Genomic DNA, 24,178 nt, shown 5'->3' with positions numbered 1-24,178 from the left:
ACATCAGGGCCGCATTCCGTCCACACAGCTTCCTTGCGTGGCATCGCCTTGCGGTCACCATCAGCCTTTGGGGGGTCCATGTTCCAGCGGATGCGTTTCAGCACCAAATTCTACCTGGGCAGCGCCGCCATCGTGGCAAGCACGGTGGCGTTCATGGCCATCGTGCTCACCATCGTCGTGCGGGGCGACCTGGTGGACCTCGGGCAGCTCAACCTGAAGTCCGCCACGGACAACCTTGTCTCCACCATCGAGATGCAGCACGCCATCACGCAGGAAAAGGTCACCTCCGACCTGGCCCTGTTCGAATCGCAACTGCTGGCCGATGGCCCGCTGATGGTGCGCAAGGCCGACATGCAGAAGGTCGACGTGATCAACCAGGTCACCAAGCAGAAGGAAACGGTCGAAATGCCCGGCCTGTTCCAGTATTCGCTGCTTGGCCGCAAGCCCATGCGCGACAACAACGACGTGGTGGACCACGTGCAAAAGATGGCGGGCGGCGCCGCCACGCTGTTCCAGGTGCTGCCCGGCAAACTGGTGCGCATCGCCACCAACGTGCGCACCACGGACGGCCAGCGTGCCGTGGGCACCTACATTCCGGAAGACAGCCCCGTCTACAAGGCGGTCATGGCAGGCCAGACCTACACCGGGCGCGCCTTCGTGGTGAACGACTGGTACATCACCGCCTACAAGCCCGTGCGCGACGAGGACGGCGCCATCATCGCCGTGGTCTTCGTGGGTCGCCCCATCCGCACACCGCAACTCGCCGAAATGATGGACAAGGTGCGCGTGGCGGGTGCGGGCTACGCCTTTGTCTACGATGCCTCGGGCATGATTCTCCACCATCCCACGTTGCGCGGCAAGACGTTGCAAGAGGCGGGCATCGCCCCCTTCTTCAAAGACGTGAAGGACGGCCCCGTGGAATATACCATGGGCGGTGTGCCCCTGCGCGCCTACGTACGCCATTTCGAACCGTGGGACTGGCGCGTGGCCGTGCGCATGACCCGCTCGGAGATGGTGCACGGGCTGGATACGCACCTCTTGCAGAACGCCGCCGTCATTGCCGTGGTGGCGCTGGGCGTGGCCCTGGTCTTCGTGTTCGGGCTGCTGCGCACCGTGTCGCGCCCGCTGGGCACCCTGCGCCGCTTCACGGCGGAAGTGGCCAAAGGCAACTACGACGCGGCCATCGACTACCTGGCCGATGACGACATCGGCCGCACCATCGGCGGCGTGCGGGCCATGGTGGCCGAAATCAAGCACCGCCTGGGCTTTTCCAACGGCATTCTGCACGGCATGACCATGCCGAGCTACGTGGTGGATACCGACAACCGCATCAGCTACGTGAACCAGGCCATGCTGGACCTGCTGGGGGTTTCCGGCACACCTGACGAGCACCTGGGCGCCGACGTTGCCCTGTTCTTCTACGGCGAGGCGGGGCGCGACACCGTGGTGGGCCGCTGCATGCGCGAACGCCGGGCCATCCTGAACACGGAACTGACCCTGTCCCGTCGTACCGGCGGCACCGTGCACGCCCGCCTGGACACCGCCCCCCTGCTGGACCTGGACGGCAACCTCATCGGCGCGTTCTCCATCTTCGCCGACCTGACGGACATCAAGGCCCACCAGCAGGAAATGGAAGACAAGAACACCCTCATCGGCGAAGTGGCCGCCGAGGCGGACCGCATCTCGCAGGTGGTGGCCGAGGCCGCCGCAGGGCTGGCCCGCCAGGTGGAGCTGGCCGAACGCGGGGCCGACGTGCAGAAGGCCCGCGCCGGTGAGGCCGCCAGCGCCATGGACCAGATGAACGCATCGGTGGTCGAGGTGGCCCGCGCCGCCGACGAGGCCGCCGCCAGCGCCGACGAGGCCCGCGCCAAGGCCGAGGACGGCGCCTCCATCACCCGCGAAGCCGTATCCGCCAGCACCGCCGTGGCCGCCGACGCCGAGGCCCTGCGCACCGACATGCGCGAACTGGGCACCCAGGTCGAGGGCATTGGCCGGATCATGGACGTGATTTCCGACATCGCCGACCAGACCAACCTGCTGGCCCTTAACGCCGCCATCGAGGCGGCCCGTGCCGGAGACGCCGGACGCGGCTTTGCCGTGGTGGCCGACGAGGTGCGCAAACTGGCCGAAAAGACCATGGGGGCCACCCGCGAAGTGGGCGAGGCCGTCACGCGCATCCGCGCCGGGGCCGCCCGTAACCTGGAGGCCACGGAAAACGCCGCCCGCAACGTGGGCCGGTCCGCCGAACTTACCGATGCCTCCGGCCAGACCCTGCAGCACATCGTCACCATTGCCGTAACCACCGCCGACAGGGTGCGGGCCATCGCCACTGCCGCGTCCCAGCAATCGGCCGCCAGCGAGGAAATCAGCCGCGCCACCGGCGAGGTGGACCGCATCTCCGGCGAAACCGTGGACGCCATGCGCGAGGCCGCCCGGGCCGTGGCGGCATTGGCGGAGCAGGCGGAGGCGCTGCGCCAGGTCATGGCACGCATGCGTTAGGCATGGCCGTCATGCGGGCGCTCTTGCCCGATGCCTGCGTCAAACGGCGATGCCGCTCGGGTCATGTACCAAAGAGTACACTCCCCTCGCTGCATCGCCGTTTTCCTTGTCCTCGGACAACATCGCTCCGCCTGCCGACCATGCCTGAAGGCAAATGAAAAGAGTATGCTCTCCCTTCCTCCTCCCAAAAAACAACCGCCCCGACCAGGATTCCGGTCGGGGCGGTTTCATTTCTTCATTCTTTCTAACAGCTCATCACTTCAAGGCTTCCTGGCCGTGCGCAGCGTGCGGCGAGGGCAAGGAAAACGCCATTTCCGCGATGGGGAGTGTACTCTTACCGTACATGACCCGGAGCGGAAATGGCGTTTGACGCCGCCATCGCCCACGATCCGCGCGGCCAGACCGCGGGGGCTACTTCCAGGTGACGGGGAGCGGCTTCCGCCACGGAATACGCTTGTATCGGTACTTCGCATACCCCAGCATCTGCGCGCCCTGTACCCGGTCGTCCTCGCCAAGGCCCAGCAGTTCGCGCAGGGGCGCGTAGGCATTGGCCGCGTAGGTGAAATAACCGCCCCAGCAGGCAGCCACGCCGTGGGCATGGGCGGCCAGTTCCAGATAGGTGAGGGCGATGGCCGAATCAACGGCGGGCCAGGTGGCCGCGCCGTCGCAGCAGGCCACGGCGATGTGCGGCGCGCCGCGCAGCACCAGGTCCACGCCCTTGCGCGACCCGGCGATCAGCCCGGCCACGTTGTGGCGCTTGGCGGTTTCCGGATCGTGCTCGCGCAGGTACATCATCCAGTCGATGATCAGGCTGGCGATTTCACGGGTGCGGGCCGGGTCTTCCACCATCACCCAGCGCACCGGCTGGCGGTGGCTGGCGGTGGGAGCCCAGCGCACGGTGTCCATGATCCGGACCAGCACGTCGTGCTCCACCGGCTGTTCCTTGAAGGTGCGGATGGAGCGGCGCCCGCGCAGGAACTGTTCCCCCGCGTCGGCCTCTATGGCCAGTTCGCGGCGTACCGGGGCAAATTCGTCAAAGGGCATGCCCTCAAGGCGCACCGCCCCGCTCGGACAGACGGCCACGCAATGGCCGCAGCGGATGCAGGCATCCTCGGCCCCCTGGCGCATCTTGGCCACGCCCGTTTCCTTGTCGGCGATCAGGATGCGGATGGGGCATTCGTCAATACAGATGTTGTCGCGCTTGCATTTCTGCGCGTCCACTTCGAAAAACGGCATGAAGGTCCTCCCTGTACTCCGTGGCCCGAATGGCCACAGGTGCCGGTTTGCCCCGCTTCACGCCGCGTGTAAAGCAAAAATGGCGTGGCATGGCCGCAATACCGCCTTTGACAGTCCCCCCTGTCCCCTGTAATGTCGGCATGATAAAGGAGACTCGCATGCCGAACCGCGCCGTGCTCCGCACCATTGCCCTCATGCTCCGCAGTCTGCCCGCATTCCACCTGCCATCCGGCCTGCCGCGCGCCGCCGCCGCGCACCGGCATGCAGCCATATTGCCCCCCCGCCCGGCCATGTCCCGAGCCCTGAACCTCGTCCTGTGCCTGACCCTCAGCCTGCTCCTGACCGGGTGCGGCTCCCCCCCGGCCAAACAGAAGTCACTGCTGCTGCCGCAGGGCCCCTCGGTCACCCGGGCGGACCCCGGCTACATGCAGTGGCTGGAAAAGCAGTCGCTGCTGGGTTCCGGTTCGGAACTTGCGCGCGTGGTGTCCGGCAGCCAGTTGGGCTGGCGTTCTCCCTCACTGCCGCCCGACCCGGAAAACCTGCTGCGTGCCGCAGATACCTGGCTGCTGGTGCATCCCATGGCGCTCATCGCCGACGGCACGCCCTCGGCCTTCGCCATCCTGGCCCAGCCGAGAGCGCAGGAACTGCTGCGCCGCACGGGCGCGCGCGGCCTGTACGTTGCCCCATCCGGCGGCGCCGGGGCCATCTGGGCATACGACCGCAGCGCCACCCTGACCGGTGACGACACCATCCAGCACGGCTTTTCCGAGGCGGCGGGCAACGACGACGAATTCCTGCGCCTGCGCCGTCTGACCGACAACAGCCGCATGCTGCTGGGCACCGACATCATCCCCGCCGCCACCGGCATGGGGCCGGACTTCTTTCTGGCCGCGCGCAACGTGCGTGAATACCCCGGCGCTTACTGCATGGTGGAAATTCCGCGCGACCTGTGGCCGTACCTACCCGCCAGCGCAACGGAATGGCAGGCCCGCCCGCTCACCCGCGCCCAGCACGACCTGCTGGCGGAAAAGGGACTGCTGCCCGCATCCCTCTCGCGCGACCTGCTGGCTTGGGCGCGCCCCGGCGGCTGGGCCATCACCGGCGAAGTGCGCGGGGCCGACGGCACCCTGCGCCGCTGGGCCTACCGCCATGCAGAGCGTTACGACATGCCCGTGCTGCACTGGGACGACCCTTCCGCCGCCGCGCGGCGCATCCTGTCTTCCAGCATCATCCAGCAGATCGGCTTGCGCGGCATGGCCCTGGCAGGCTTCCGGGTGGAACCCCTGACCGGGCTGGACCCGCTGCCCCGCGCCGTCTTCGGCAATCAGGGCAATCAGGGCGACCCCGGCCATGCCCCTGGGCTGGAACCCGCGCCCACCGCCGCCCTGTCCCTGGGCCGCGAAACCCGCCGCTACGGCGGGTGGGCATGGCAGCGCGACCGGCTGCCCCTGCCGCTGCTGGCCCGCACCCTGCACGAATCCGCCGACGTGGCCGAAGACACCGTCACCAGTCCCGCCGCAGAGCATGCCCTGCTTACCGGCGATGCGCGCCCCCTGCGTGCCCTGCTGGACGACGCCCTGCGCCTTGGCATCGACATGCGCCGTCTGGTGCACGCCACTCCCGGCCCGGACGGCGTGGACTACGCCCTGCCGCAACTGGCCCCCGGCATGCTGCCGCCCGGCTCGGTGGCGGGTGATGCCGCCCTGGCGGACGACATGCGCACGACCATGCGCACGCGCGCATCCCTGTGGGCGTCCACCATGCCTTTGGGCGGGGCGGGCGACATGCTGCCCGTCACCGGTGCGGGCCTTGCCGCACTGGGCGCGGGTTTCAGCCATGCCGACGCGGCCAGGGCCGACGCACGCGAAACGATCCGCCGGGGGCATCTGGCCCTGGTCTTCTTCAAGGCCATGCAGCCGGGCCTGTTGGTGCTGCACGGGCAGGACCTGGCGGGCGCCCTGCCGCTGGACTGGCACGTCATGGCCGATTCCGAGGACCGCTGGGACCCGGCGCTGGCCCCGCGCGGCGCGTACGCCCTGTACCGCACCGCCCGTACCACCGTGCTGACCAGGCAGGGCATGCCCCGCGCCCCGGTGGCCTACCCTACGCCCGACGAACAGTTGCTCGACCCGCACTCCTTCCTCAACGGGGTGCACGCCATCACCGCCATGCGCGAACGCACCGGCATCGCCGCCGGGCGCGTGGCAGCACGCCTGCGCACGCAAGGGCGTGGCAGCATCGCCCTGGCCGTGGAACTGCCCGGCGGGCGCGGCATGGTGGTGGCCGTCACCAACTTCGGACGCGAGGCCGTGACCGAACGCCTGGACATGGCCGCCACGCCCAGACTTCTGGAACTGTTCGGCGCGGGCAACCCCGCCGTGGACCTGGAGGAAGGCACCCCCCTGCCGCTGGAGGGGGGCCGCATGGTACTGCACCTGAACCCGTGGGAAACCCGCGCCATCCTGGTGGGCCGCGATGCCAAATCCATCGGCGCGGCAACGGCGGCGGAACAGCCCAAGGGGCCATTCGTGCCCGCACGTGATACCACGCCCATGCCCGTGGTCACGCCGCCCGCACCGGCCAAGCCTGCGGTGACGGCCCCCGCCCCGACGCCCGTGCCGGATCTGACCATCCGCATCGCGCCACCTGCCGGGACCGAAACCAGCCCCGCGCCCGCCGGGCCCCAGGACGCCGCCACGGAAGGTCTGCCTGCAGAAAGCCTGGGCACTGGCGATGGCGCAACGCCAATGCCTGCCGAACCTCCCGTCATGCCTGCCGTCCCGGCCCCGGAATCGACTGCACCCGCGACGGTGTCTCCTGGAATGCAACCCGTTACACCTCCGGCAGACCTGATCCCAACGGAACAGGTTCCCCACCCCCCGAGCACCGAACCGGTTCAGCTTGAACCGGCCCCGCAGGAACCAGTGGCCCCGGCGCCAGCCCCCGTTCCCACGCCGGAATCGGTTCCCGTGCCTGTGCAGTCTGCACCTGCCGTGCCCCCTGCCATGCCCCCTGCCGAGCCCCCCACTGCACCGCATGACGCGGGCGGTGAAGTTCGTGCGCCGGTCGCCGCTCCGGAAATCCCGGCCCTGCCGGAGCCTGTGGAGTCACCGATGTCCTCCGCGACGCCGGAAGTGGCGTCCCCGGCAACGGAATCCACCATGCCGGTCACACCTGCGGAATCCGCCACCCCGGCCCCTCCGGCACCCACGGACACCACAGTTCCCACTGACACCGCGAAAGGGAGCCTGGTGCCGTATAAACCCGTACGGCGCACCGCACCGGAAACGTTGGACGGCCCCATTGTTCCCGTTCCCCCGGCTGCCACTGTCCTTCCCGACGGGGTGGACAGCCCGGCGGACAGCACGCCCACTTACAAGGCCCCCCTGCGAAAGGCCCCGGAAACGCTGGATGGTCCCATCACGGTGCCGCCGCTGCCCACGGACCCGGCAACACCCGCCGAACCGGTGCCCCCCACAGTTCCGACGGCAACGGAATCGGGAACCACCGCACCATAGGCCGTTCCAACCATTCCACGCCACGCCCCTTGCACCCTATCACCGCCCCCTTCGCGCACCGCGCCAAGGGGGCGGACTGTTTCCCGGCCCGGCCTGCCGTCCTACCGTATGGCACCCCACGTGCGGCATCCCCGTGCATATTGGCCGCCACAACCTCTCGCACGGCATGCATCATGCATGGGCAGGCCCATGAACCACACCCAATTCCTCGCCGACAACACCAAGGCCCTGACCGCCGCACAGCCCCAGGTGGCCGCGTGGCTGGCCGCACACGCTCCCGCGCCCGAAGCGCTGGCCCCTCGCCTGCGCCTGAACCGCTGGAACATGCTGGACGTTGAACTGGAGGACGGTCGTCGGTTGTTTGACGCCTTTCCGCCCCACTTCGCCTACCGGTCATGGCCCCCGACGGAGCAGGCGGAGCGTTCGGCCACCATCATAGTGGGGGCCAACCTGGGCTACGGCATCAACCACATGCTGGAAAAGACGCCGCCCCGCCACCGGCTGCTGGTGGTGGAGCCGGACCCGGCCATGCTCAGCCTGTGCCTGGGGCTGACGGATTACCGTCCGTTCATCGAGTCGGGTCGGCTGACCTTCGTGGAGCCCAGCTTCGACGCGCTGGTGGCCGCCATCCGGGGCTGCGACAAGCAATTCCTGTTCGGGCGCATCCTGCTGCAGGCCGACCTGGCCAGCCAGCAGATCGGCCCCGCCTATGCCCACTGGGTCCGCATCTGCCGCGAGCAGCTGGACGCCCTGTCGGTGGAACTTTCCACCCTGCGCCGCGCCCAGGACGTGATGGTGGGCAACGAGCTTTCCAACTTCCGCCGCGCCCTGGCCGACGGCGACATGAAGTCGCTGCGCGGCGCGCTGGACGGACTGCCCGCCGTCGTCGCGGGCGCCGGGCCTTCGCTGGCCGCATCGGCCCCTGCCGTGGCCCGGCTGGCCGACCGGGCGCTGGTCACGGCGGCACTGCAAACCCTGCCCGCCATGCAGGCCGTGGGCATCCACCCCGACCTCGCCCTGTGCATCGACTACAGCGACGGCATCTTCCGCGTCTACGACCGGCTGGACCCGGAATGGGCCCGCCACGTGCCGCTGATCTATTCCACCAAGGTCCAGCCCGAAGTGGTGCGCCGTTACCCCGGCCCCACCCTGCCGCTGTGGACCGTGGGCGGCATGGCCACCTTCATCGCGGGCAAGGACGATCTGGTGCTGGATGCGGCGGGCAACGTCAGCGTGGCCCTGCTGCGCCTGCTGCACTGGATGGGCGCGGGACGCATGGTGCTGGCCGGGCAGGACTTCGGCTGGCGGGGTGAAACGTCGCACGCCGCCGGGCACCATGCCGCCGCCATCACCGTGGGCACGCTGGACCTGCCGGGCCGCGACGGACCGGTGCGCTCCACCCTGCCCTACGCCACGGCCCTGCGCGACATGGAACAGGACATCCGCACCCTGCAACTGGACGTGGTGAACCTGTACGGCGGCGGGGCGCTGATCCGGGGCGCGCGGGACATCACGCCCGAGGATATCGACCGTGAACTGCCGCTCCCGGTGGACGGCGACAGTGCAGGCGGCAACGTGATGGGGCACGCCGACATTCTGGCCGGGTTCCGCCAGCGCCTGGACGCGGCCATGACCCCGTGCGAGCAGCCCCTGTTCGCCCCGCGCCTGCCGCAGTGGCGCACCTCGCTGCGCAATGCGCAGAAACGGCTGGAAACGCTGTTCCGCAAGCCGGAACGCCACGGCGCGGAAATCGTCGAAATGCTGGGCCGGGTGCACTTCTTCCTGCGGCAGGATCCCATCTGCACGCCGTACCTGTACAACGAGATCATGGATGTTTCCGGGCTGGTGCACGGGCGCGACAGGTTCGGCCTGCCCCAGATGACGGAATTCCGGCAGATCGCACGACGGGTGCTGGACAAGATCCGACGCATCGACGAAGTGATGACCAGCGCGAGCCAGCAGGCCGCGTAACGTCCGGCCAATCAACAACCGCGCGGAGACACCATGAGCGTTCTTGCCGAAATCGCCGTCTTTCCCATGGACAAGGGCGCCAGCGTCAGCCAGTGGGTGGCCCGCGTGCTGTCGGTCATTCAGGAGAGCGGCCTGCCGTACCAGTTGGGTCCCATGGGCACCACCATCGAAGGCGGGCGGGCCGAGGTCATGCAGGTGGCCGACCGTTGCCTGGCCGCGCTGGAAGCGGACTGCGACCGGGTGTACATGACCCTGAAGGTGGACCTGCGCAAAGGCCCCGTGGGCCGCATGGCGGGCAAGGTGGCCTCCGTGGAGGCAAGGCTGGCCGAAAGCTGAGACCAGAGCCCGAAATTCGCCCTTCGTGAACGACAACGGCCGCGCGGTAATTGCCGCGCGGCCGTTTTGCTTCGTATTTTCCGGCTACCACATGCCCGCCGGGAAAGGATAAAGGCGCGAGGCCTGTTGCCCCATGCCGCCCCGGATCGCATCAGATCGAATCATACCGAATCAGACCGGATCAGATCGAATCAGGCCTTTCCTTCGTCTTCGGGGCCAGCGGACCCATCGGGCGCATCGGGCGCATCGGGCAGCGGATGCGCCGTCTCCACCAACTGCAGCCGTTTCCATGCGCCGCGCCGAAAACGCAGCCATGATATCACGGCCAGCAACAGAATGAACGCGGTGAAGGTCGCCCACAGCGTGTTCAGGGTCATCAGGCCCGAGGCCCGCAGGGCCAGCGTGGGCAGCACCAGGCCGATCAGGCAGCCCAGCAGCATGTTCCACATGACGAACCAGGTGTCGCCCGCACCCTTCAGCGCGCCGGTGTAGACAATGGTCACCCCGTCCAGCAGGCAGTACACGGCCACGAAGCGCAGCAACACCACGCCGAGATCGCGGATTTCGGCCTGTTGCGCGGCCATGGCCGCGTCGTGCGCGCCGCCCAGAAACAGTCCGTACAGCGGGCCCGGCGCGCAGAAAAACAGCAGGGAAAGCGCGAACATCCAGGCCGTGGCCACGTGCAGGGTGCTGGACGTTACCCGCTCGGCATCGACGGGACTGCCGCGCCCCATGGCCTGCCCCACCATGCTGCCCACGGCAATGTTCATGCCTATCATGGGCAGAAAGGCCACCATGTTGATGGAAAAGGTGATGTTGGTGGCGGCCAGCGCCGTTTCGCCCAGTTCACCCACCAGGAACACGAACCACGTCACCGAGAACAGTTCGGCGAACCCGTTGATGCCGCTGGGCAGGCCGTAGCGGGCCATGCGCCGGAACAGTTCCGGCTCGAACCCGCGCCCGCTCCACACCCGGTAGCACCGTTCATTACGGGCGGTGAACACCATCCACACGAACAGCAGCGTGCCCACGCCCCACCCGGTGGCCGTGGCCAGGCCCGCCCCGGCAATGCCCATTTCCGGCAGGCCCCAAGCACCATATATCAGGGCGTAGTCCAACGGAATGTTCACCGCCGTGGCGACCATGTTGGCGACCATCACCGGGCGGGTGCGGCCCTGCCCGGTAAAGAACCCGGCCAGACAACTGTTGACCAGCGGCAGCACCGACCCTGCCGTGAGCATGCGGAAATAGGCCACCTCGCCCGTCTGCACCCCCGGAGAATGTCCGGCAAAGGCAAAGATGGCAGGCGCGGCGTACCACAGCAGGCCCATGCCCGCGCCGAAGAACAGCGCCATGTACACGCCCTGCCACAGTGCCGCCCCCACCCGCCGCGGCGCGCCGGAACCGATGTACTGGGCAATGAACACCCCGGAATAGCCGGTGATGCCCATGCAGGTGAGCAGAAACAGCAGATGCACCACCGCAGCCGGTGTGGCCGCCGCGATGGCCTCGACCGAATAATGACTCAGGAACAGCCGGTCGGTGAACTCCATGACCGTGGTGGAGGCCATGCTGGCCACCAGCGGCAGGCTGATGCCGAGCACCTCGCGGTACCCGCCCGGCGCATTCCAGCGCCCGGTAAGGCCTGCCACCATTTTCGACAACATTCCATCCTCCGTGGCGTACAGTCCGTGTTGCGGAAAAGCCGTACCAAGTACCCTAGCGAAAAAGAGGCGTCAAGGCACCCTGGCCGCGCGACACGGTACGTCGCGCCCCGGCAGGAAGAAAGGTCCACCCGCCCCGCCTGCCGCGCGGTTCAAAGCCGGACCGGTCCGGGCGCCCGCCCCGGCGACGGCATGCGGCGCGGCCCGCTCGCGCCCTTCCCTTCACTGCGGTTTCACCCTATAAGGCGGCAATGCGTCAGCCGTACCCCCTTTCGCACCATCTGCTGTGCATCCTGCCGCTGCTGGCGCTGCTTGCGCTGTCCACCGTGTGCCTTGGCGCCGGAGACGAAGTGACGGCCTACTGGCGCGCGTGGCGGCAGGCCAACCCCGATACGGCCAGTTTGGTCATGGTGCTGACCGACTGGGGCAACCCGGCCATGTATGCCGTGTACGGAGCGCTGTTCTGGCGCGCCCGTCGCCGCCACGACCTGCGCACCGTGCGCTTTGTCCTGGCCTACGTGGCGGTGCAGTTGCTGATTGCGTTCCTGCTCGTGCGGGTGATCAAGATCACCGCCGGGCGCACCCGGCCCGGCGTGGCGGGGCCGTGGGTGCCCTTTTCGTTCGACGGGCCGCACAATTCGCTGCCCTCCGGCCACACGGCGGAAATCGCCGGGGCTTGCCCGCCGCTGGCCATGCGCTGGAAGCACATGGCCGCATCCCTTGCCCTTGGCGGATACGTGGCCGCCGTGGGCTATTCGCGGGTGCTGCTGGGGCAGCACCACGCCAGCGACGTATTGGCGGGGCTTCTGCTGGGCAGCCTTGCCGCCTTCATCATACACCGCTTCACCCACAGGACCGCTCCATGACCGATCCGCAGACCGAAACCGCCGCCTCCCAGGCCAAGGCCGCCGCTTCTCCGGAAACGCCGCAGACCCCGCCCGGCGCCGCCGCCAACGCCACCGGGGCCGCAGGCGGCAAGCCTGCCGGAACCTGTCCGCCCCCGCAGCCCAATGGTCGCGCCCGAGGCATCCTGACCCGCCTGTTCGACCTGCTGGCCCTGTTCCCGCTGTTGCCGCTCACCCTCATCTACGCGGCGCAGACGGCCTTCACCCTGGATGCGCGATCGCTGTGGTTTTCGGACGAAATCCGCCACGGTAACGTCTACGAAACCATGCTGGCCACCGGCCAGTGGCTGGTGCCGCATCTGAACGGCATCCCCTACCCGGACAAGCCGCCCGTATATTTCTGGTTCCTCGGCCTGCTGGACGCCATCCCCGGCGTGGACGGTCCCATGGTCTTCCAGTTGGGGGCCGCGGTATCCGGACTGCTGGTGCTGTGGACCACCTATGCCCTGGCCCGTCTGGTGGCCGGATGCGACAAGCGCGAATCGTTCGCGGCGGGGCTGGTGCTGCTGTGCGGCCTGTACTTCCTGGGCGTGACCCACTACGCCCGCATGGACCTGCTGTTCGCCGCCGTGATCACGCTGGCCCACATCTGCATGTACCGGGGGCTGCGCCTGCCCCTGGCCTTCCGCTGGATCGTCCCGGCCTTTGCCCTGGCCGCCGTGGCCACCCTGGTCAAGGGGCCGTTCGGCCTGGCATTTCCGCTGCTGGCCGGGCTGGCCTACGGGCTGTGGCGCGGCATGCCCCGCCGCCTGAACCGCATGGACGTGGCCATCGGCGGCGGCATCATGCTGGCCACCCTGCTGGCCTGGGTGGGCGCGGTATGGTTTGAAGGCTACGCGGACCTCATCCGCAACATCCTGCGCCACCAGATCGTGGATCGCGCCACCGCCTCCTGGCATCACGAGCAGCCGTGGTGGCACTACCTGGCCACCCTGCCCGCCGCGTGGCTGCCGTTCACGCTGGTGCTGCCGTTCCTGCCATGGGGGCGCGCCTTCTCCCCCGCGTCCATGCGCAAGGTGCTGGCCACCCGCAAGGGCGAAGGCGACGGCATGGCCTACATCTGGCTGGCGCTGATCACCTCGTTCGCCCTGCTGACGGCGGTCAGCATCAAGATCGTCATCTACCTGCTGCCGCTGTTCCCGCTGCTGGCCGTGGTCACCGCCCGCGCCCTGCTGCGGCTGAACGGGTTCGGCAGCCGCATGTACTTCGGCCTGACGGCGCTGCTGCTGTTGGTGCTGGCGCTGGGTCTGGGCGCCGCCTCGCTGTGGCAGTGGGCGCCGGACATGGTGCGCGTGCGCTTCCAGCCGCAGGCGCTCGCCATGCTCGACATCGTGCGCGGCGCGCCCATCCTCGCAGGCGTCACCCTGGTGTTCGCCGTGCTGCTGTGGAAGGCCGTGGACCGCAGCCGTCCGGAAGGCGGTCTGCTGACCCTGGCCGCCTTCGTCACCGCACTCGTCGTGCCCGCCGCCCTGCTCACCGCGCCCTCGCTGGACCCGATCATGAGCCCCCGCGCCCAGGCCGAGCTGATGGGCGAGTACATCCGCAAGGGGTACCACCCGGTGAGCTACAAGGTGTACTCCGGCACCTACACCTACTACGCGGGCTCCAACATCGAGGAACTTTCCGACGAGGACTCGCTGCGGGCCGCCGTGGCGGTGTTCCCGCAACTGGTGGTGGCCATGCGCGCCGACCGCTTCGCGGAATGGACCGACAAGCCCGCCGACCTGCACGAGGTGCACCGCCAGTGGATCGTGGACCGCGAATACGTGCTGGCGGAGCGTTCCGCCCCCGTGCCGCCCGCAACACCCGAGAATCCGGTGACGCCCACCCCCGATGGTGATGGAGCCGCACCCTCCGTTTCCGGCGAACAGGCCCCGGCGCCCGATGCACCGGCCCTGCCGCAGCCCGCGCCCGGTGAGGGCAACGGCACCGACCACACCACGCCCGCCGCGCCCGCCGCGCCCCAGCCCGTGCAGCCCTTGCAGCCTGGTCGGCAGCCCGCCACGCCGGAAACCCCGGCCGTGCCTCTGCCCGGCCCGCAGCCGCAGGACAACGCCCCGGCCACGCCCCAACCCCTGCCGGTGCCCACCCCGCCCCCGCCGCCGCCCGGCGTGGGCGCCACGGACACCCCGGCTGCTCCCGCCCCGGCAACGGCGCAGGCCCAGTAGTCGGCAATACACGCAAGACAATAACGCAAGACTGCCGTGGAGTCGCCTCCACGGCAGTCTTGCGTTGTTGAAAAGGAAACGCGCCCCCGTCCTGTTCGCCCTGTTCGCCCTGTTCACCCTGTCTCGCCTGTTCCGTCCTGTCCTGTTCCACCCTGCCTGCGCCCCTTGCGCCCCTTGCTCCCTAAGGACAGCCAGGTCACCGCAACGCCAGCATCCAGCAGCCCACCAGCAACGCGGCGCAAGCCGCTCCAGCCAGCCATTCCAGCCAGCGCGGCGGCGGGCCGAAACATTCGCGCAGCCCCTGCGCGGCCATGCCCACCACGATGCCCGCCACCAGGCCGAACAGGTGCGCGCCAAGGTCGGTGCGCTCCCCTTCACTGCCCAGCATGCCCAGAATGGCCAGCCCGGCGGCCAGCGGCACCACCATGCGTCGCCAGCCGCTCCAGCCGCCCTCCACCGCCAGCAGCCCGGACAGCAGCCCCACCGCGCCGAACAACGCCGTGGAAAAACCCAGGCTGACGTGCGATGCCGGGCGCACCAGCGCATTCAGCACGTTGCCGCCCGCGCCCGCCATAATGGTCAGCAGCCAGCCGGGGCCGCTGCCCACACGGCGGCACAGGGGAATCAGAAAGAAGCTGCCGAACAGGATGTTGCCGAACAGGTGCGGACTGTCGGCATGCAGGGTCAGGGCCGTAACCACGCGGTACCATTGCCCGCGCGCGACGGTGTAGTAGACGTCCATGGCCCCGGCATCGCGCCACACGTCGGGGTCCAGGTCGGGCAGGGGCAGGTGCATATCCCACCACCAGCCCATGCGCACCCCGTGCCACAGGGCCAGCAGCAGCAGGCCCAGCAGGGTCAGATGGACGTTTGCGCGCAGGGGGGCGGGAGGAGGCGCGGGGGGGCGGGCACGGGCGGCGGCGTCCTCACCCTCGGCGGCCAGCAGTTCCAGCCGGGCCAGCCGCTCGTACAACGCAGGCACGAACAGGTGCTGCCGCTCGCCCCGACGCACGGCCATGAACGGAATGCTGCGCGCCTCCAGCACCAGCCGCCAGCGCGGCAGGCGCTGCATGGTGAACGGAGGAAGCTGCGGCAGCGGCGCAGGCAACGCCGAGTTCTGGACCGGGGGAACGGGTACGGTCAGGTCGCGCCAGCACAGGGGCAGCACGGGCCTGCGACGCAGGGCCGCCGCCAGGTGTTCCGGCGGGGCTCCGAGCCCGGAGGCCACGGCGGAACGCCCGGCAAGCGCGGATGCACCGCCGGAACGCACCGGGCGGGAGCGGCGGAAGCGGTCTGATCCGTTGGGAGGGGGCATGGGCTGTGCGGCGACCGTGAAAGGGAGAGCCGGGGGCGGCGCGCTAGCGCGCGCCCGAATCACCCGTGGAACCGCCCGATGTGCCGCCAGCCTTGCCGGGCTCGCCAGCCTTGCCGGAGCCATTCGCCGGAGCGGAAGGCTCCACCGGCTCGCAGTCGATGACCACGGTGCGGCGGGGTTCCTGCCTGTCGTCCAGGGCACTCCCTCCACCGCTCCCCAGGTCCGGGCCGTAGGGTTGGGGACCGTCGCCGGGCGTGCCGTCCAGACCAGAAGCGCCGTCGCGTCCCTGCCCGAACATGGGCCCGCCGCCAAAGGTTTCGGTGTGCCGCGCCCCGCCGGGGCCGAAATACCAGGTGCGCACATGCACCGACGCTCCGCCCGCGCGGTCACCCGCCCGGCCTTCAGCCTGCAGGGTGGCGTTCATGTGCCGCCGCAGCAGGTGCGCGGCCAGCCTGCGCACCGGGGGCAGCAGCAGCAGCACCCCCACGGCGCCGGTCACGAAGCCGGGTATCACCATCAGGATGCCCGCCAGCAGCAGGAACAGCCCGTCCAGCATCTCGTCGGCGGGCAGCACGCCCTGGGCCAGGCTTTGCTGGATGCGGGCCAGCGTGCCCATGCCCTGGGCACGGGCAATCCACACGCCCACCATGGCGAACAGGATCACGAGCAGCACGGCGTTGAACGCCCCGATGCGTGCGCCCACCTCCACCAGCACGTAGAATTCAAGAAAGGGGACCAGCAGCAGGACAAGACCAAGACGGGGCATGACGGCTCCGGGATGGTTGCGGTGGGAAAGGTGCGCCGGATTCGCGGGGGTACATCCGTGGTGCCGGTTACGTGACGGCAGCCGGGGGTGCGGACGCGGAGATTACGGTGACGAGGAGACGGCGCGGGGCGTCATGCCTGCGGGCGGCAACCCATGGCTGCGCCACGCATGCGTGCGTCCATTCAGTAGAGGATAGTCACGGAAGGGTCAGGCGGCAAGACGTATCCCGCCGGAAAAATGCGGGGAATGGAGGCTTCACCCGGAATGCGCCACGCCTGCACGGCGCAGTGCAATCACAGGCTGACGCCCCCCCCAAAGGTACGGCCGTCAGGACGTCAGCACCACCAGGGCGGCTCCGGCGGCCATCAGTGCCGCGCCGGGCAACCTGCCATCGCGGGCGGCGCGCCCCTCTCCGCGCCGATCAACGGCGTCATCCCGACGGGCAGTGCGCCGACCTCGGAGGCACCCGGCCCGCCAGTCGGACAACCGGTCGAACAGCACGGCGAACACCCCGTCCAGTCGCTTCACCGCGATCATGTTGGCGGCCGTGGTCAGGCTTATGGCCGTGAAATGCACGTACGCGGCCAGAAACAGCACCGCTCCCATGGCAGCGCCCCGCAACGGCCGGTCGACGAGCATGCGCGGGCGCACCCCGCCTAACAGCATCAGCCCCGCCAGCATGGCCGGGCCGTAAATGGCAAAGAACACCCCACCCGCCACGGCGGGCGGGGCGTACAGGACCATCTGGCGGTTCAGCACGCTGCCCAGCCCCCACAACAGGGCCACCCCCAGCATGACCCGCGCGCCGCGCTCGACAACCAGGGTTCGGAAGGGACGCAGGATGCGGGCAGCAAGGCCGCTGGCGACGTGCGCATGCGGCTCCGCCCTGCCCGCGTTCAGCACCCAGCTGCCCGCCACAACCAGCAGCACCCCGGCCACCCCCGCCGGACGTGGCGCAACCCCCAGCAGCAGGTATTCGTGCACCACCACGAAAACCGGGGAAAAGCACAGGTAGGGCACCGTGCGCGACACGGGAGAGAGGCGCACCGCCCATGCCGTGCACAGATGCCCGGCCATGTTCACCGGCACGGCGGCAAGGGTGGCCAGCCAGAACGGCGCGGGCAGGTCGGGCACGCCGCGCACCGCCAGCAGGGCCAGAAACGGCGGCAGGCTCCAGAATACCGGATAGGCCACCATGCGCGCCGGGGGCAGATCCCCGGCAAAGCGGCGCAGCAGGGTGGCGTCCAGCGCGGCCAGCAGGGCCGCCAGCAGGGCGGGAAGCGTCCAGAACATGGGGCATCCTACCCCGAGCGGCACCGGGCGAAAAGCGGGGGATGCCCGGCGCATGGCGACGTTTGCGTGACGAAGGGCCACCGTCACGCCCGGAACGACAACGCCAAAAAGCCCCGGCGGAAACCACCGGGGCTTTTGAACGCTCGGATCGGAAAGCCTTAGGCGACCTTGCGGACGGCGGGCTTCACCACCGCGCCGGAGCGCAGGCAACGGGTGCAGACGCTGATGGTCTTCACTTCGCCGTTGGGGTACTGGTGGCGGACGCTCTGCAGGTTCGGCTCGAACCGACGCTTGGTCTTGATGTTCGAGTGGCTCACATGGTGGCCGACCTGGGCCTTCTTGCCGCACACATCGCACTGCTTGGACATGACTTTCCTCCGTATATGTGCAAAGTTCGCGTGGTCGTTCTGGTGTGCCGCCGGTGGCGTTCTACCGCCGGGGCGCCGCGCGGGGCGGGCGTCGACCGATGTGCCGGGCACGTTCCGGACGCATTCTGGATGTTTGCCGCCGCGAGAGATGGGAGTCTTATACCGCCGCCCTGAAAAACGCAACCCCTTTCTTGACAGCCCGAAGGGTTCGCATGTAGTAATCGCTGCTCGCGAGGTAGCCATGCACCAGATTTGGATTCCGCTCAAGGACATTCCGGCGGGCGGCGGCGAATACGAGGTTGACGACCAGTCCGTCTGGCAAGGCCCCATCGCCGAGTTTTCACTGCCGTTCACCATCGTCGAGCCGCTGCGCGGTTCGGTGTTCCTGCTGCCGCAGGACGACGGCTGCCTTGTGCGCGGCAGGCTCACGGGGCGCATCAGCGCGCCCTGCGACCGGTGCGCCGAACCGGCGGTAGTGGCCATCGACCAGTCCTTCGACAGCTTTGAACCGTTTCCGGCCCCGCAGCCCGCGCAGGACGATGTGCGCAAGCACGGCAAGTCGGGCACGGCGGAGCCTGAAGTAGACAGCGACTTCGAGGACGTGGACGCAGCCGTGATCCGTGTCTCCCCTTCCGGGCAGGGCGTTGAAGTAAGCCTGTCCGGCCTGCTGTGGGAAGAATTTCTGCTGGCCCTGCCGACGAAGCCGCTGTGCTCCGCTGGCTGCAAGGGCCTGTGCCCGTCGTGCGGAAGCAACCTGAACGCCGCTTCCTGCTCCTGCAAGAGCGAGGAAGGCGACCCCAGGCTTGCCGCCCTGCGCGGCCTTACCATCGAAAAGAAGTAGCACAACCCCCGCCGCCCTCGGCGGGACATCCAGGAGAGGAACGTCATGGCCGTTCAGCAGAACAAGAAGTCCAAGTCCAAGAAGGGTATGCGCCGTTCGCACGACCGCGTGGCCGTCCCCACCATCGTGTACTGCGCCTGCGGCGAGCCCACCGTTCCGCACCGCGCCTGCCCGAGCTGCGGCACCTACAAGGGCCGTCAGGTGGTCGCTCAGCCTAATGAGTAACGCGACCACCATCGCCGTGGATGCCATGGGGGGGGATTTTGGCCCCTCCGTGGTGGTCCCCGGCGCGATTGAGGCGGCGCGCGACAAGGGGATCGCCCTTCTGCTGGTCGGCGACCAGGCGAAGGTGCAGGCGGAACTGGCCAGGATCCCCCTTGACGGCGTCGCCTATGACGTTGTCCACGCCAGCGAAGTCGCCGGCATGGACGAAAAGCCTTCCGACATCCTGCGCCGCCGCAAGGATGCCTCCATCCAGGTGGCCTGCCGCCTGGTGCGCGACGGACAGGCCCACGGCATCGTCAGCGCCGGGCATTCCGGCGCCACCGTGGCCTGCGGCATGTTCATCATGGGCCGCATTCCCGGCGTGGACCGGCCCGCGCTCGCCTCCATCATGCCCACGGAAAAGAACCCCATCGTCCTGCTGGACGTGGGGGCCAACGTGGACTGCAAGCCGCACCACCTGTTCCAGTTCGGCCTGATGGCCGACGCCTTCGCGCGCGACCTTCTGTCGTGCGAATCGCCGCGCATCGGCCTTCTGAGCATCGGCGAGGAAGAAGGCAAGGGCAACACCCAGGTCAAGGAAGCCTACGAACTGTTCAAGCTGGCCCAGAACGGCATCAACTTCGTGGGCAACGTGGAAGGCCGCGACATTTTCAGCGGCGAGGTGGACGTGGTGGTCTGCGACGGCTTTGTCGGCAACGTGGCGCTGAAGCTGAGCGAAGGGCTCAGCACGTCGCTGGGCCGCGTGCTGAAGCGCGAACTGCTCTCCGGCCTGTTGCCCAAGATCGGCACCCTGCTCGCCAAATCCGCCTTCCGCCGCTTTGCCCAGTTCGTGGACTATGCCGAATACGGCGGCGCTCCCCTGCTCGGCTTGCAGGGCATCGCCTTCGTCTGCCACGGCAAGTCCAATTCCAAGGCAGTGCGCAGCGCCGTCAAGCTGGCCGCCACCTTTGTGGAAAAAAAGACCAACGAACGCCTCGTCAAGGCCATCAGCGCCAACGAGGAACTCACCCGCTACGGCAAGGCCATCAAATAGGACGATTCTTGAAACGCTCCCACCGGCGCCAGTCGGCGAAACGCGATTTCGCCTGCGCCTTCGGTACGGGCGGCGCTCCCCGCGCAGCCAGAGCATTTTTAGGCAGACATCCCTGACGGTGAAATGCTCTAGCGCCCCCCACCCTGCACCTGCGGCGCCCCGCGCGCCGACCGGAACCAGCCACATGACAGCATCGCGCGATATTGCCTGCCGGGTCAGGGGGTTCGGTGCGTACACACCCGTGGACGTGCTGACCAACTTCGACCTTGAAAAATTCGTGGAGACCACCGACGAGTGGATCACCACCCGCACCGGCATCAAGCAGCGCCACCGCCTGGCCGAGGGGCAGAACGCCTCCGACGCGGCTGCGGAAGCCGCCCGCATGGCCCTGACCGACGCGGGCATGGAGCCGGGCGAGATAACCCACGTCATCAACGCCACCTGCACACCCGACTACCTGTGCCCCAACACCGCCTGCCTCGTGGAGGCCAAGCTGGGCATCGTGGGCGCCATGGCCTTCGATTTCAACGCCGCCTGCTCGGGCTACGTGTACGGCCTGTCCATGGCTCGCGCCATCGTGGCCGCCCAGCCCGAAGCCCGCGTGCTGCTGACCGCCACCGAAGCCCTGACCCGCCGCCTGAACTGGGCCGACCGCACCACCTGCGTGCTGTTCGGCGATGGTGCGGGCGCGTCGGTGATTACCGCCGACGGCGAAGGCGCCCTGCTGGAAGACGTGCTCTGCGCGTCCGACGGCAACCTGGGCGGCCTGCTGACCATCGGCGGCGGCACCCACACCCCCTACGCCAAGGGCGATCCGGTGGGCGACGATTTCTTCGTGCAGATGAACGGGCGCGACGTGTTCAAGCACGCCGTGCGCAACATGGCCGCCATCAGCCAGGATGTACTTGCGCGCAACGGCCTGACCACCGACGACGTGGCCCTGCTCATTCCACACCAGGCCAACCTGCGCATCATCGAGGCCGTGGGCGACCGGCTGGGCATCCCCGCCGAGCGCGTGTTCGTGAACCTGCACGAATTCGGCAACACATCCGCCGCGTCCGTGCCGCTGGCCATTGCCGACGCGCGGGCCAAGGGCGTGCTGCGCCCCGGCATGCGCGTACTGCTGGCCACCTTTGGTGGTGGGTTTACCTGGGGTTCTGCGCTTCTTCACTTCTAGGCGCACATTGCCTTTTTGCCGCTGGCTTCGTCAGACTTCGTCTGCCATCTCGGTCAAATACGATAAGAGTATACTCCCTCATGGCAGCCTCGTTTTCCTTGCCAGCAACAAAAAATCAACGTGCGCACGGTCAGAGGGACTCCTGAAGAGAATCAACGCCTCCCCTCAGGATACCCCGAAACGGGCCAATTGAAGTCGCACTGTCTTTGCGGTATAAGGCGGTGCCCTTTGCAACCCGCAACATGAGAAAGGCCGAATGAGCGAACTCACTTCCACCGCGCTGGTCACCGGGGGCTCCCGGGGCATCGGCAAGGCCGTGGCGGAAACCCTGGCCCGCGAGGGCTTTCAGGTCTACCTCACCTACGTGAGCAAGCCCGAGGAAGCCGAAGCCGTGGCCGCCGGCATCAACGCCGCGGGCGGTTCGGCGCGGGCCTTCCGGCTGGACGTTTCCGACGCCGCCGCCGTAGCCGCGTTCTTTCAGGAAGAAATCAGGGAAAAGGTCACCCTGGACGTGCTCGTGAACAACGCGGGCATCACCAAGGACGGGCTTATCCTGCGCATGAAGGACGACGACTTCGACCGCGTGCTGGACGTCAACCTTTCCGGCGCGTTCACCTGCCTGCGCGAGGCCGCCAAGCTGATGACCAGGCAGCGCAGGGGCCGCATCGTCAACATCACCTCGGTGGTGGGGCAGATGGGCAACGCCGGGCAGATCAACTATTCCGCCGCCAAGGCGGGCCTGATCGGCATGACCAAGTCCGCCGCCAAGGAACTTGCCGGGCGCAACGTCACGGTCAACGCCGTGGCTCCCGGCTTCATCGAAACAGACATGACCGCGAAGCTCACCGACGAGGTTCGCGCGGCATATATCGAAGCCATCCCGCTCCGGCGACTGGGCCAGCCCCAGGACATCGCCGATGCCGTGGCCTTTCTGGCTTCCGATAAGGCGGGCTACATCACCGGGCAGGTCATCGCCGTCAACGGCGGCATGTACTGCTAGGGCGGCCCACGAAGGGAACGAAGGGACAGCCCGCAGGAATTTGCCAGCAAATCCCTGCCACGGAATGCTTGCAGGCAGGCGTTGCCAGCCGTACAAAAGGCATCCCGGACGAAACGGCTTGTGTAGAACGCCGCGTACGCAGCACCGACCGGCACCGAAACGAGAAAAACAGCATTGGAGGGACCATGTCCGTTGAAGAAAAGATCGGCAAGATCATCATGGATCAGCTTGGCGTGTCCGCCGAGGAAGTGAAGCCCGAAGCCTCCTTCGTGGAAGACCTTGGCGCCGACTCGCTCGACCTGACCGAACTGATAATGGCCATGGAAGAGGAATTCGGCATCGAAATCGACGACGACGATGCCCAGAAGATCCTCAAGGTCCAGGACGCCATCGCCTACATCAAGAACAAGCAGTAGGGCCTGTTCTTCACGCAACGAAGATCGCATGCGGGCGTCTTATGACGAGGTCATAAGACGCTCTCGCGCTTTTCTTCCGCACGGCCGGAACCACGCTGACGGCGCGCAACCACTCGCCATCGTTCCACATCCATCCCGTTTGCGCGGGTTCGGCCCACTACCGCCAAGAGGTACATTTAATGACCGGAAAGCGTGTCGTCGTGACCGGCCTTGCGGCCATCACCCCCCTTGGTAACGACCTTGCGACAAGCTGGGAGAACCTGGTGGCCGGAAAGTCCGGCATCGGGCCCATCACCCACTTCGACGCTTCGGAGTACACCTCGCGCATCGCGGGCGAGGTCAAGGGCTTCGATCCAGAGCAATTCATCCCGGCCAAGCAGGCCAAGCGCATGGACCGCTTTGTCCAGTTCGCGGTGGCCACCGGCAAGATGGTCGTCGAGCATTCCGGCCTTGTCATCGACGACGCCAACGCCCACCGCGTGGGCGTGCTGCTGGGCGTGGGGCTTGGCGGGCTGGAAACCATAGAGGTCTTCCATTCCAAGCTCGTCGAGTCCGGCCCCAACCGCGTCTCGCCGTTCATGATCCCCATGCTGATCTCCAACATGGCGCCGGGCCAGGTTTCCATCTTCACCGGGGCCAAGGGTCCCAACCTGGTCACCACCAGCGCCTGCGCCTCGGGCCAGCATGCCATCGGCTATGCCTACACCGACATCGCCATGGGCCGCTGCGACGCGGTGATCACCGGCGGCGTTGAAGCCACCATCACGCCCATGGGCGTTTCCGGCTTCACCGCGCTGAAGGCGCTGTCCACCGGCAACAACGACGACCCCGCCAAGGCCTCGCGCCCGTTCGACAAGGACCGCGACGGCTTCGTCATCGGTGAAGGCTCGGGCTTCCTGATGCTGGAATCGCTGGAATCGGCGCAGGCGCGCGGCGCCACCATCTACGCCGAAGTGGTGGGCTACGGCGCCTCCGGCGACGCGTATCACATGACCGCCCCGCACGAGGACGGCCTGGGCATGGCGCAGGCCATGCGCGCCGCCATCGACGAGGCGGGCATCCGCCCCGAGGACGTGGATCACATCAACGCCCACGCCACCTCGACGCACCTCAACGACCTGTGCGAAACCAAGGCCATCAAGCTGGTGTTCGGCGACCACGCCAAGAACATCCGCATCACGGCCAACAAGTCCATGACCGGGCATCTGCTGGGCGCAGCGGGCGGGATGGAAGGCGTGTTCAGCGTCCTTGCGCTGCACACCGGCATCATTCCCGGCACCATCAACCGCGACACGCCCGACCCGGAATGCGACCTGAACTACATGGCGGGCGGCTCGGAAAACTACCAGCCCGAATACGTGCTGTGCAATTCGTTCGGCTTTGGCGGGACGAACTGCTGCATGCTGTACAAGCGCTGGGCGGGCTAGCCGCGCAAACGTACGTATCG

At 68.0% G+C, this 24,178-nt stretch carries 19 protein-coding genes and 1 pseudogene; 14 read left to right on the top strand and 6 right to left on the bottom strand.

Features of this window, described 5'->3' with window-relative positions; all coding sequences use genetic code 11:
- Positions 1–78 precede the first annotated feature (78 nt).
- Positions 79–1,617, top strand: a pseudogene (locus DESTE_RS18705) (Cache 3/Cache 2 fusion domain-containing protein); the annotation flags it as partial.
- Positions 1,618–1,629: 12 nt separating this feature from the next.
- Positions 1,630–2,499 (top strand): methyl-accepting chemotaxis protein, encoded by an 870-nt coding sequence (locus tag DESTE_RS18700; protein WP_425411706.1) that lies wholly within the window; start codon positions 1,630–1,632, stop codon positions 2,497–2,499.
- A gap of 411 nt (positions 2,500–2,910) precedes the next feature.
- Here the strand turns inward: DESTE_RS18700 and DESTE_RS16575 are convergent, their stop codons facing one another.
- A complete protein-coding gene (locus tag DESTE_RS16575; protein ID WP_035069027.1) occupies positions 2,911–3,735 on the bottom strand; it encodes a nitroreductase family protein in 825 nt (274 codons plus the stop codon).
- A 158-nt stretch (positions 3,736–3,893) separates the two neighbouring features.
- On the opposite strand from DESTE_RS16575, the gene DESTE_RS16570 reads away from it, so the two are divergent.
- The 3 genes from DESTE_RS16570 to DESTE_RS16560 all read left to right on the top strand — a co-directional run bounded on the left by DESTE_RS16570 (position 3,894) and on the right by DESTE_RS16560 (position 9,560).
- Entirely contained in the window at positions 3,894–7,253 is a 3,360-nt protein-coding gene (locus DESTE_RS16570; RefSeq protein WP_035069025.1) for a hypothetical protein, read from the top strand.
- A 189-nt stretch (positions 7,254–7,442) separates the two neighbouring features.
- Positions 7,443–9,224, top strand: a complete 1,782-nt coding sequence (locus DESTE_RS16565) for a motility associated factor glycosyltransferase family protein (protein ID WP_035070783.1) — start codon at positions 7,443–7,445, stop codon at positions 9,222–9,224.
- 33 nt (positions 9,225–9,257) lie between these two features.
- Positions 9,258–9,560, top strand: coding sequence for an MTH1187 family thiamine-binding protein (locus DESTE_RS16560; RefSeq protein ID WP_035069022.1), 303 nt, complete (start codon positions 9,258–9,260; stop codon positions 9,558–9,560).
- Between the two features lie 191 nt (positions 9,561–9,751).
- On the opposite strand, the gene DESTE_RS16555 is transcribed toward DESTE_RS16560, so the two are convergent.
- Positions 9,752–11,227, bottom strand: coding sequence for an MATE family efflux transporter (locus tag DESTE_RS16555; RefSeq protein ID WP_035069019.1), 1,476 nt, complete (start codon positions 11,225–11,227; stop codon positions 9,752–9,754).
- Positions 11,228–11,475: 248 nt separating this feature from the next.
- Here DESTE_RS16555 and DESTE_RS16550 point away from each other — a divergent pair, with 248 nt between their 5' ends.
- Together DESTE_RS16550 and DESTE_RS16545 are read left to right on the top strand one after the other, a co-directional pair.
- Entirely contained in the window at positions 11,476–12,090 is a 615-nt protein-coding gene (locus DESTE_RS16550) for a phosphatase PAP2 family protein (protein ID WP_035069016.1), read from the top strand.
- Positions 12,087–14,297, top strand: a complete 2,211-nt coding sequence (locus DESTE_RS16545; RefSeq protein ID WP_245590888.1) for an ArnT family glycosyltransferase — start codon at positions 12,087–12,089, stop codon at positions 14,295–14,297. Before DESTE_RS16550 ends, DESTE_RS16545 begins: the two co-directional genes overlap by 4 nt.
- Positions 14,298–14,493: 196 nt before the next feature.
- Here the strand turns inward: DESTE_RS16545 and DESTE_RS16540 are convergent, their stop codons facing one another.
- The 4 genes from DESTE_RS16540 to rpmB all read right to left on the bottom strand — a co-directional run bounded on the left by DESTE_RS16540 (position 14,494) and on the right by rpmB (position 18,039).
- Positions 14,494–15,612, bottom strand: a complete 1,119-nt coding sequence (locus tag DESTE_RS16540; protein ID WP_245590887.1) for a rhomboid family intramembrane serine protease — start codon at positions 15,610–15,612, stop codon at positions 14,494–14,496.
- Positions 15,613–15,655: 43 nt separating this feature from the next.
- The gene (locus DESTE_RS16535) at positions 15,656–16,378 is read right to left on the bottom strand and encodes an FxsA family protein (RefSeq protein WP_035069013.1); all 723 of its coding nucleotides are present in this window, start codon (positions 16,376–16,378) and stop codon (positions 15,656–15,658) included.
- A gap of 327 nt (positions 16,379–16,705) precedes the next feature.
- Positions 16,706–17,671, bottom strand: a complete 966-nt coding sequence (locus DESTE_RS16530) for a DMT family transporter (RefSeq protein ID WP_035069011.1) — start codon at positions 17,669–17,671, stop codon at positions 16,706–16,708.
- A 158-nt stretch (positions 17,672–17,829) separates the two neighbouring features.
- On the bottom strand, positions 17,830–18,039 hold the full coding sequence (rpmB, locus tag DESTE_RS16525; protein ID WP_035069008.1) for a 50S ribosomal protein L28: 210 nt from the start codon (positions 18,037–18,039) through the stop codon (positions 17,830–17,832).
- 241 nt (positions 18,040–18,280) lie between these two features.
- On the opposite strand from rpmB, the gene DESTE_RS16520 reads away from it, so the two are divergent.
- The 7 genes from DESTE_RS16520 to fabF all read left to right on the top strand — a co-directional run bounded on the left by DESTE_RS16520 (position 18,281) and on the right by fabF (position 24,158).
- Positions 18,281–18,880, top strand: a complete 600-nt coding sequence (locus DESTE_RS16520; protein WP_035069004.1) for a YceD family protein — start codon at positions 18,281–18,283, stop codon at positions 18,878–18,880.
- Between the two features lie 45 nt (positions 18,881–18,925).
- Complete coding sequence (rpmF, locus tag DESTE_RS16515) at positions 18,926–19,105, top strand: 50S ribosomal protein L32 (protein WP_007527626.1); 180 nt, start codon at positions 18,926–18,928, stop codon at positions 19,103–19,105.
- The gene (plsX, locus tag DESTE_RS16510) at positions 19,098–20,138 is read left to right on the top strand and encodes a phosphate acyltransferase PlsX (RefSeq protein ID WP_035069001.1); all 1,041 of its coding nucleotides are present in this window, start codon (positions 19,098–19,100) and stop codon (positions 20,136–20,138) included. Before rpmF ends, plsX begins: the two co-directional genes overlap by 8 nt.
- 184 nt (positions 20,139–20,322) lie before the next feature.
- Positions 20,323–21,315 (top strand): beta-ketoacyl-ACP synthase III, encoded by a 993-nt coding sequence (locus DESTE_RS16505; protein WP_035068997.1) that lies wholly within the window; start codon positions 20,323–20,325, stop codon positions 21,313–21,315.
- Between the two features lie 256 nt (positions 21,316–21,571).
- A complete protein-coding gene (gene fabG, locus DESTE_RS16500) occupies positions 21,572–22,315 on the top strand; it encodes a 3-oxoacyl-[acyl-carrier-protein] reductase (RefSeq protein ID WP_035068994.1) in 744 nt (247 codons plus the stop codon).
- A gap of 185 nt (positions 22,316–22,500) precedes the next feature.
- A complete protein-coding gene (gene acpP, locus DESTE_RS16495) occupies positions 22,501–22,731 on the top strand; it encodes an acyl carrier protein (RefSeq protein WP_035068991.1) in 231 nt (76 codons plus the stop codon).
- 179 nt (positions 22,732–22,910) lie between these two features.
- Positions 22,911–24,158 carry a beta-ketoacyl-ACP synthase II gene (fabF, locus tag DESTE_RS16490; protein WP_035068987.1) on the top strand — a complete coding sequence of 416 codons (1,248 nt, stop codon included), beginning with the start codon at positions 22,911–22,913 and terminating at the stop codon, positions 24,156–24,158.
- The last annotated feature ends 20 nt before the right edge of the window (positions 24,159–24,178 follow it).

This window comes from Nitratidesulfovibrio termitidis HI1 (assembly GCF_000504305.1).
Classification (GTDB): Bacteria; Desulfobacterota; Desulfovibrionia; order Desulfovibrionales; family Desulfovibrionaceae; genus Cupidesulfovibrio; species Cupidesulfovibrio termitidis.
This window is presented reverse-complemented; position numbering and strand designations above follow the sequence as displayed.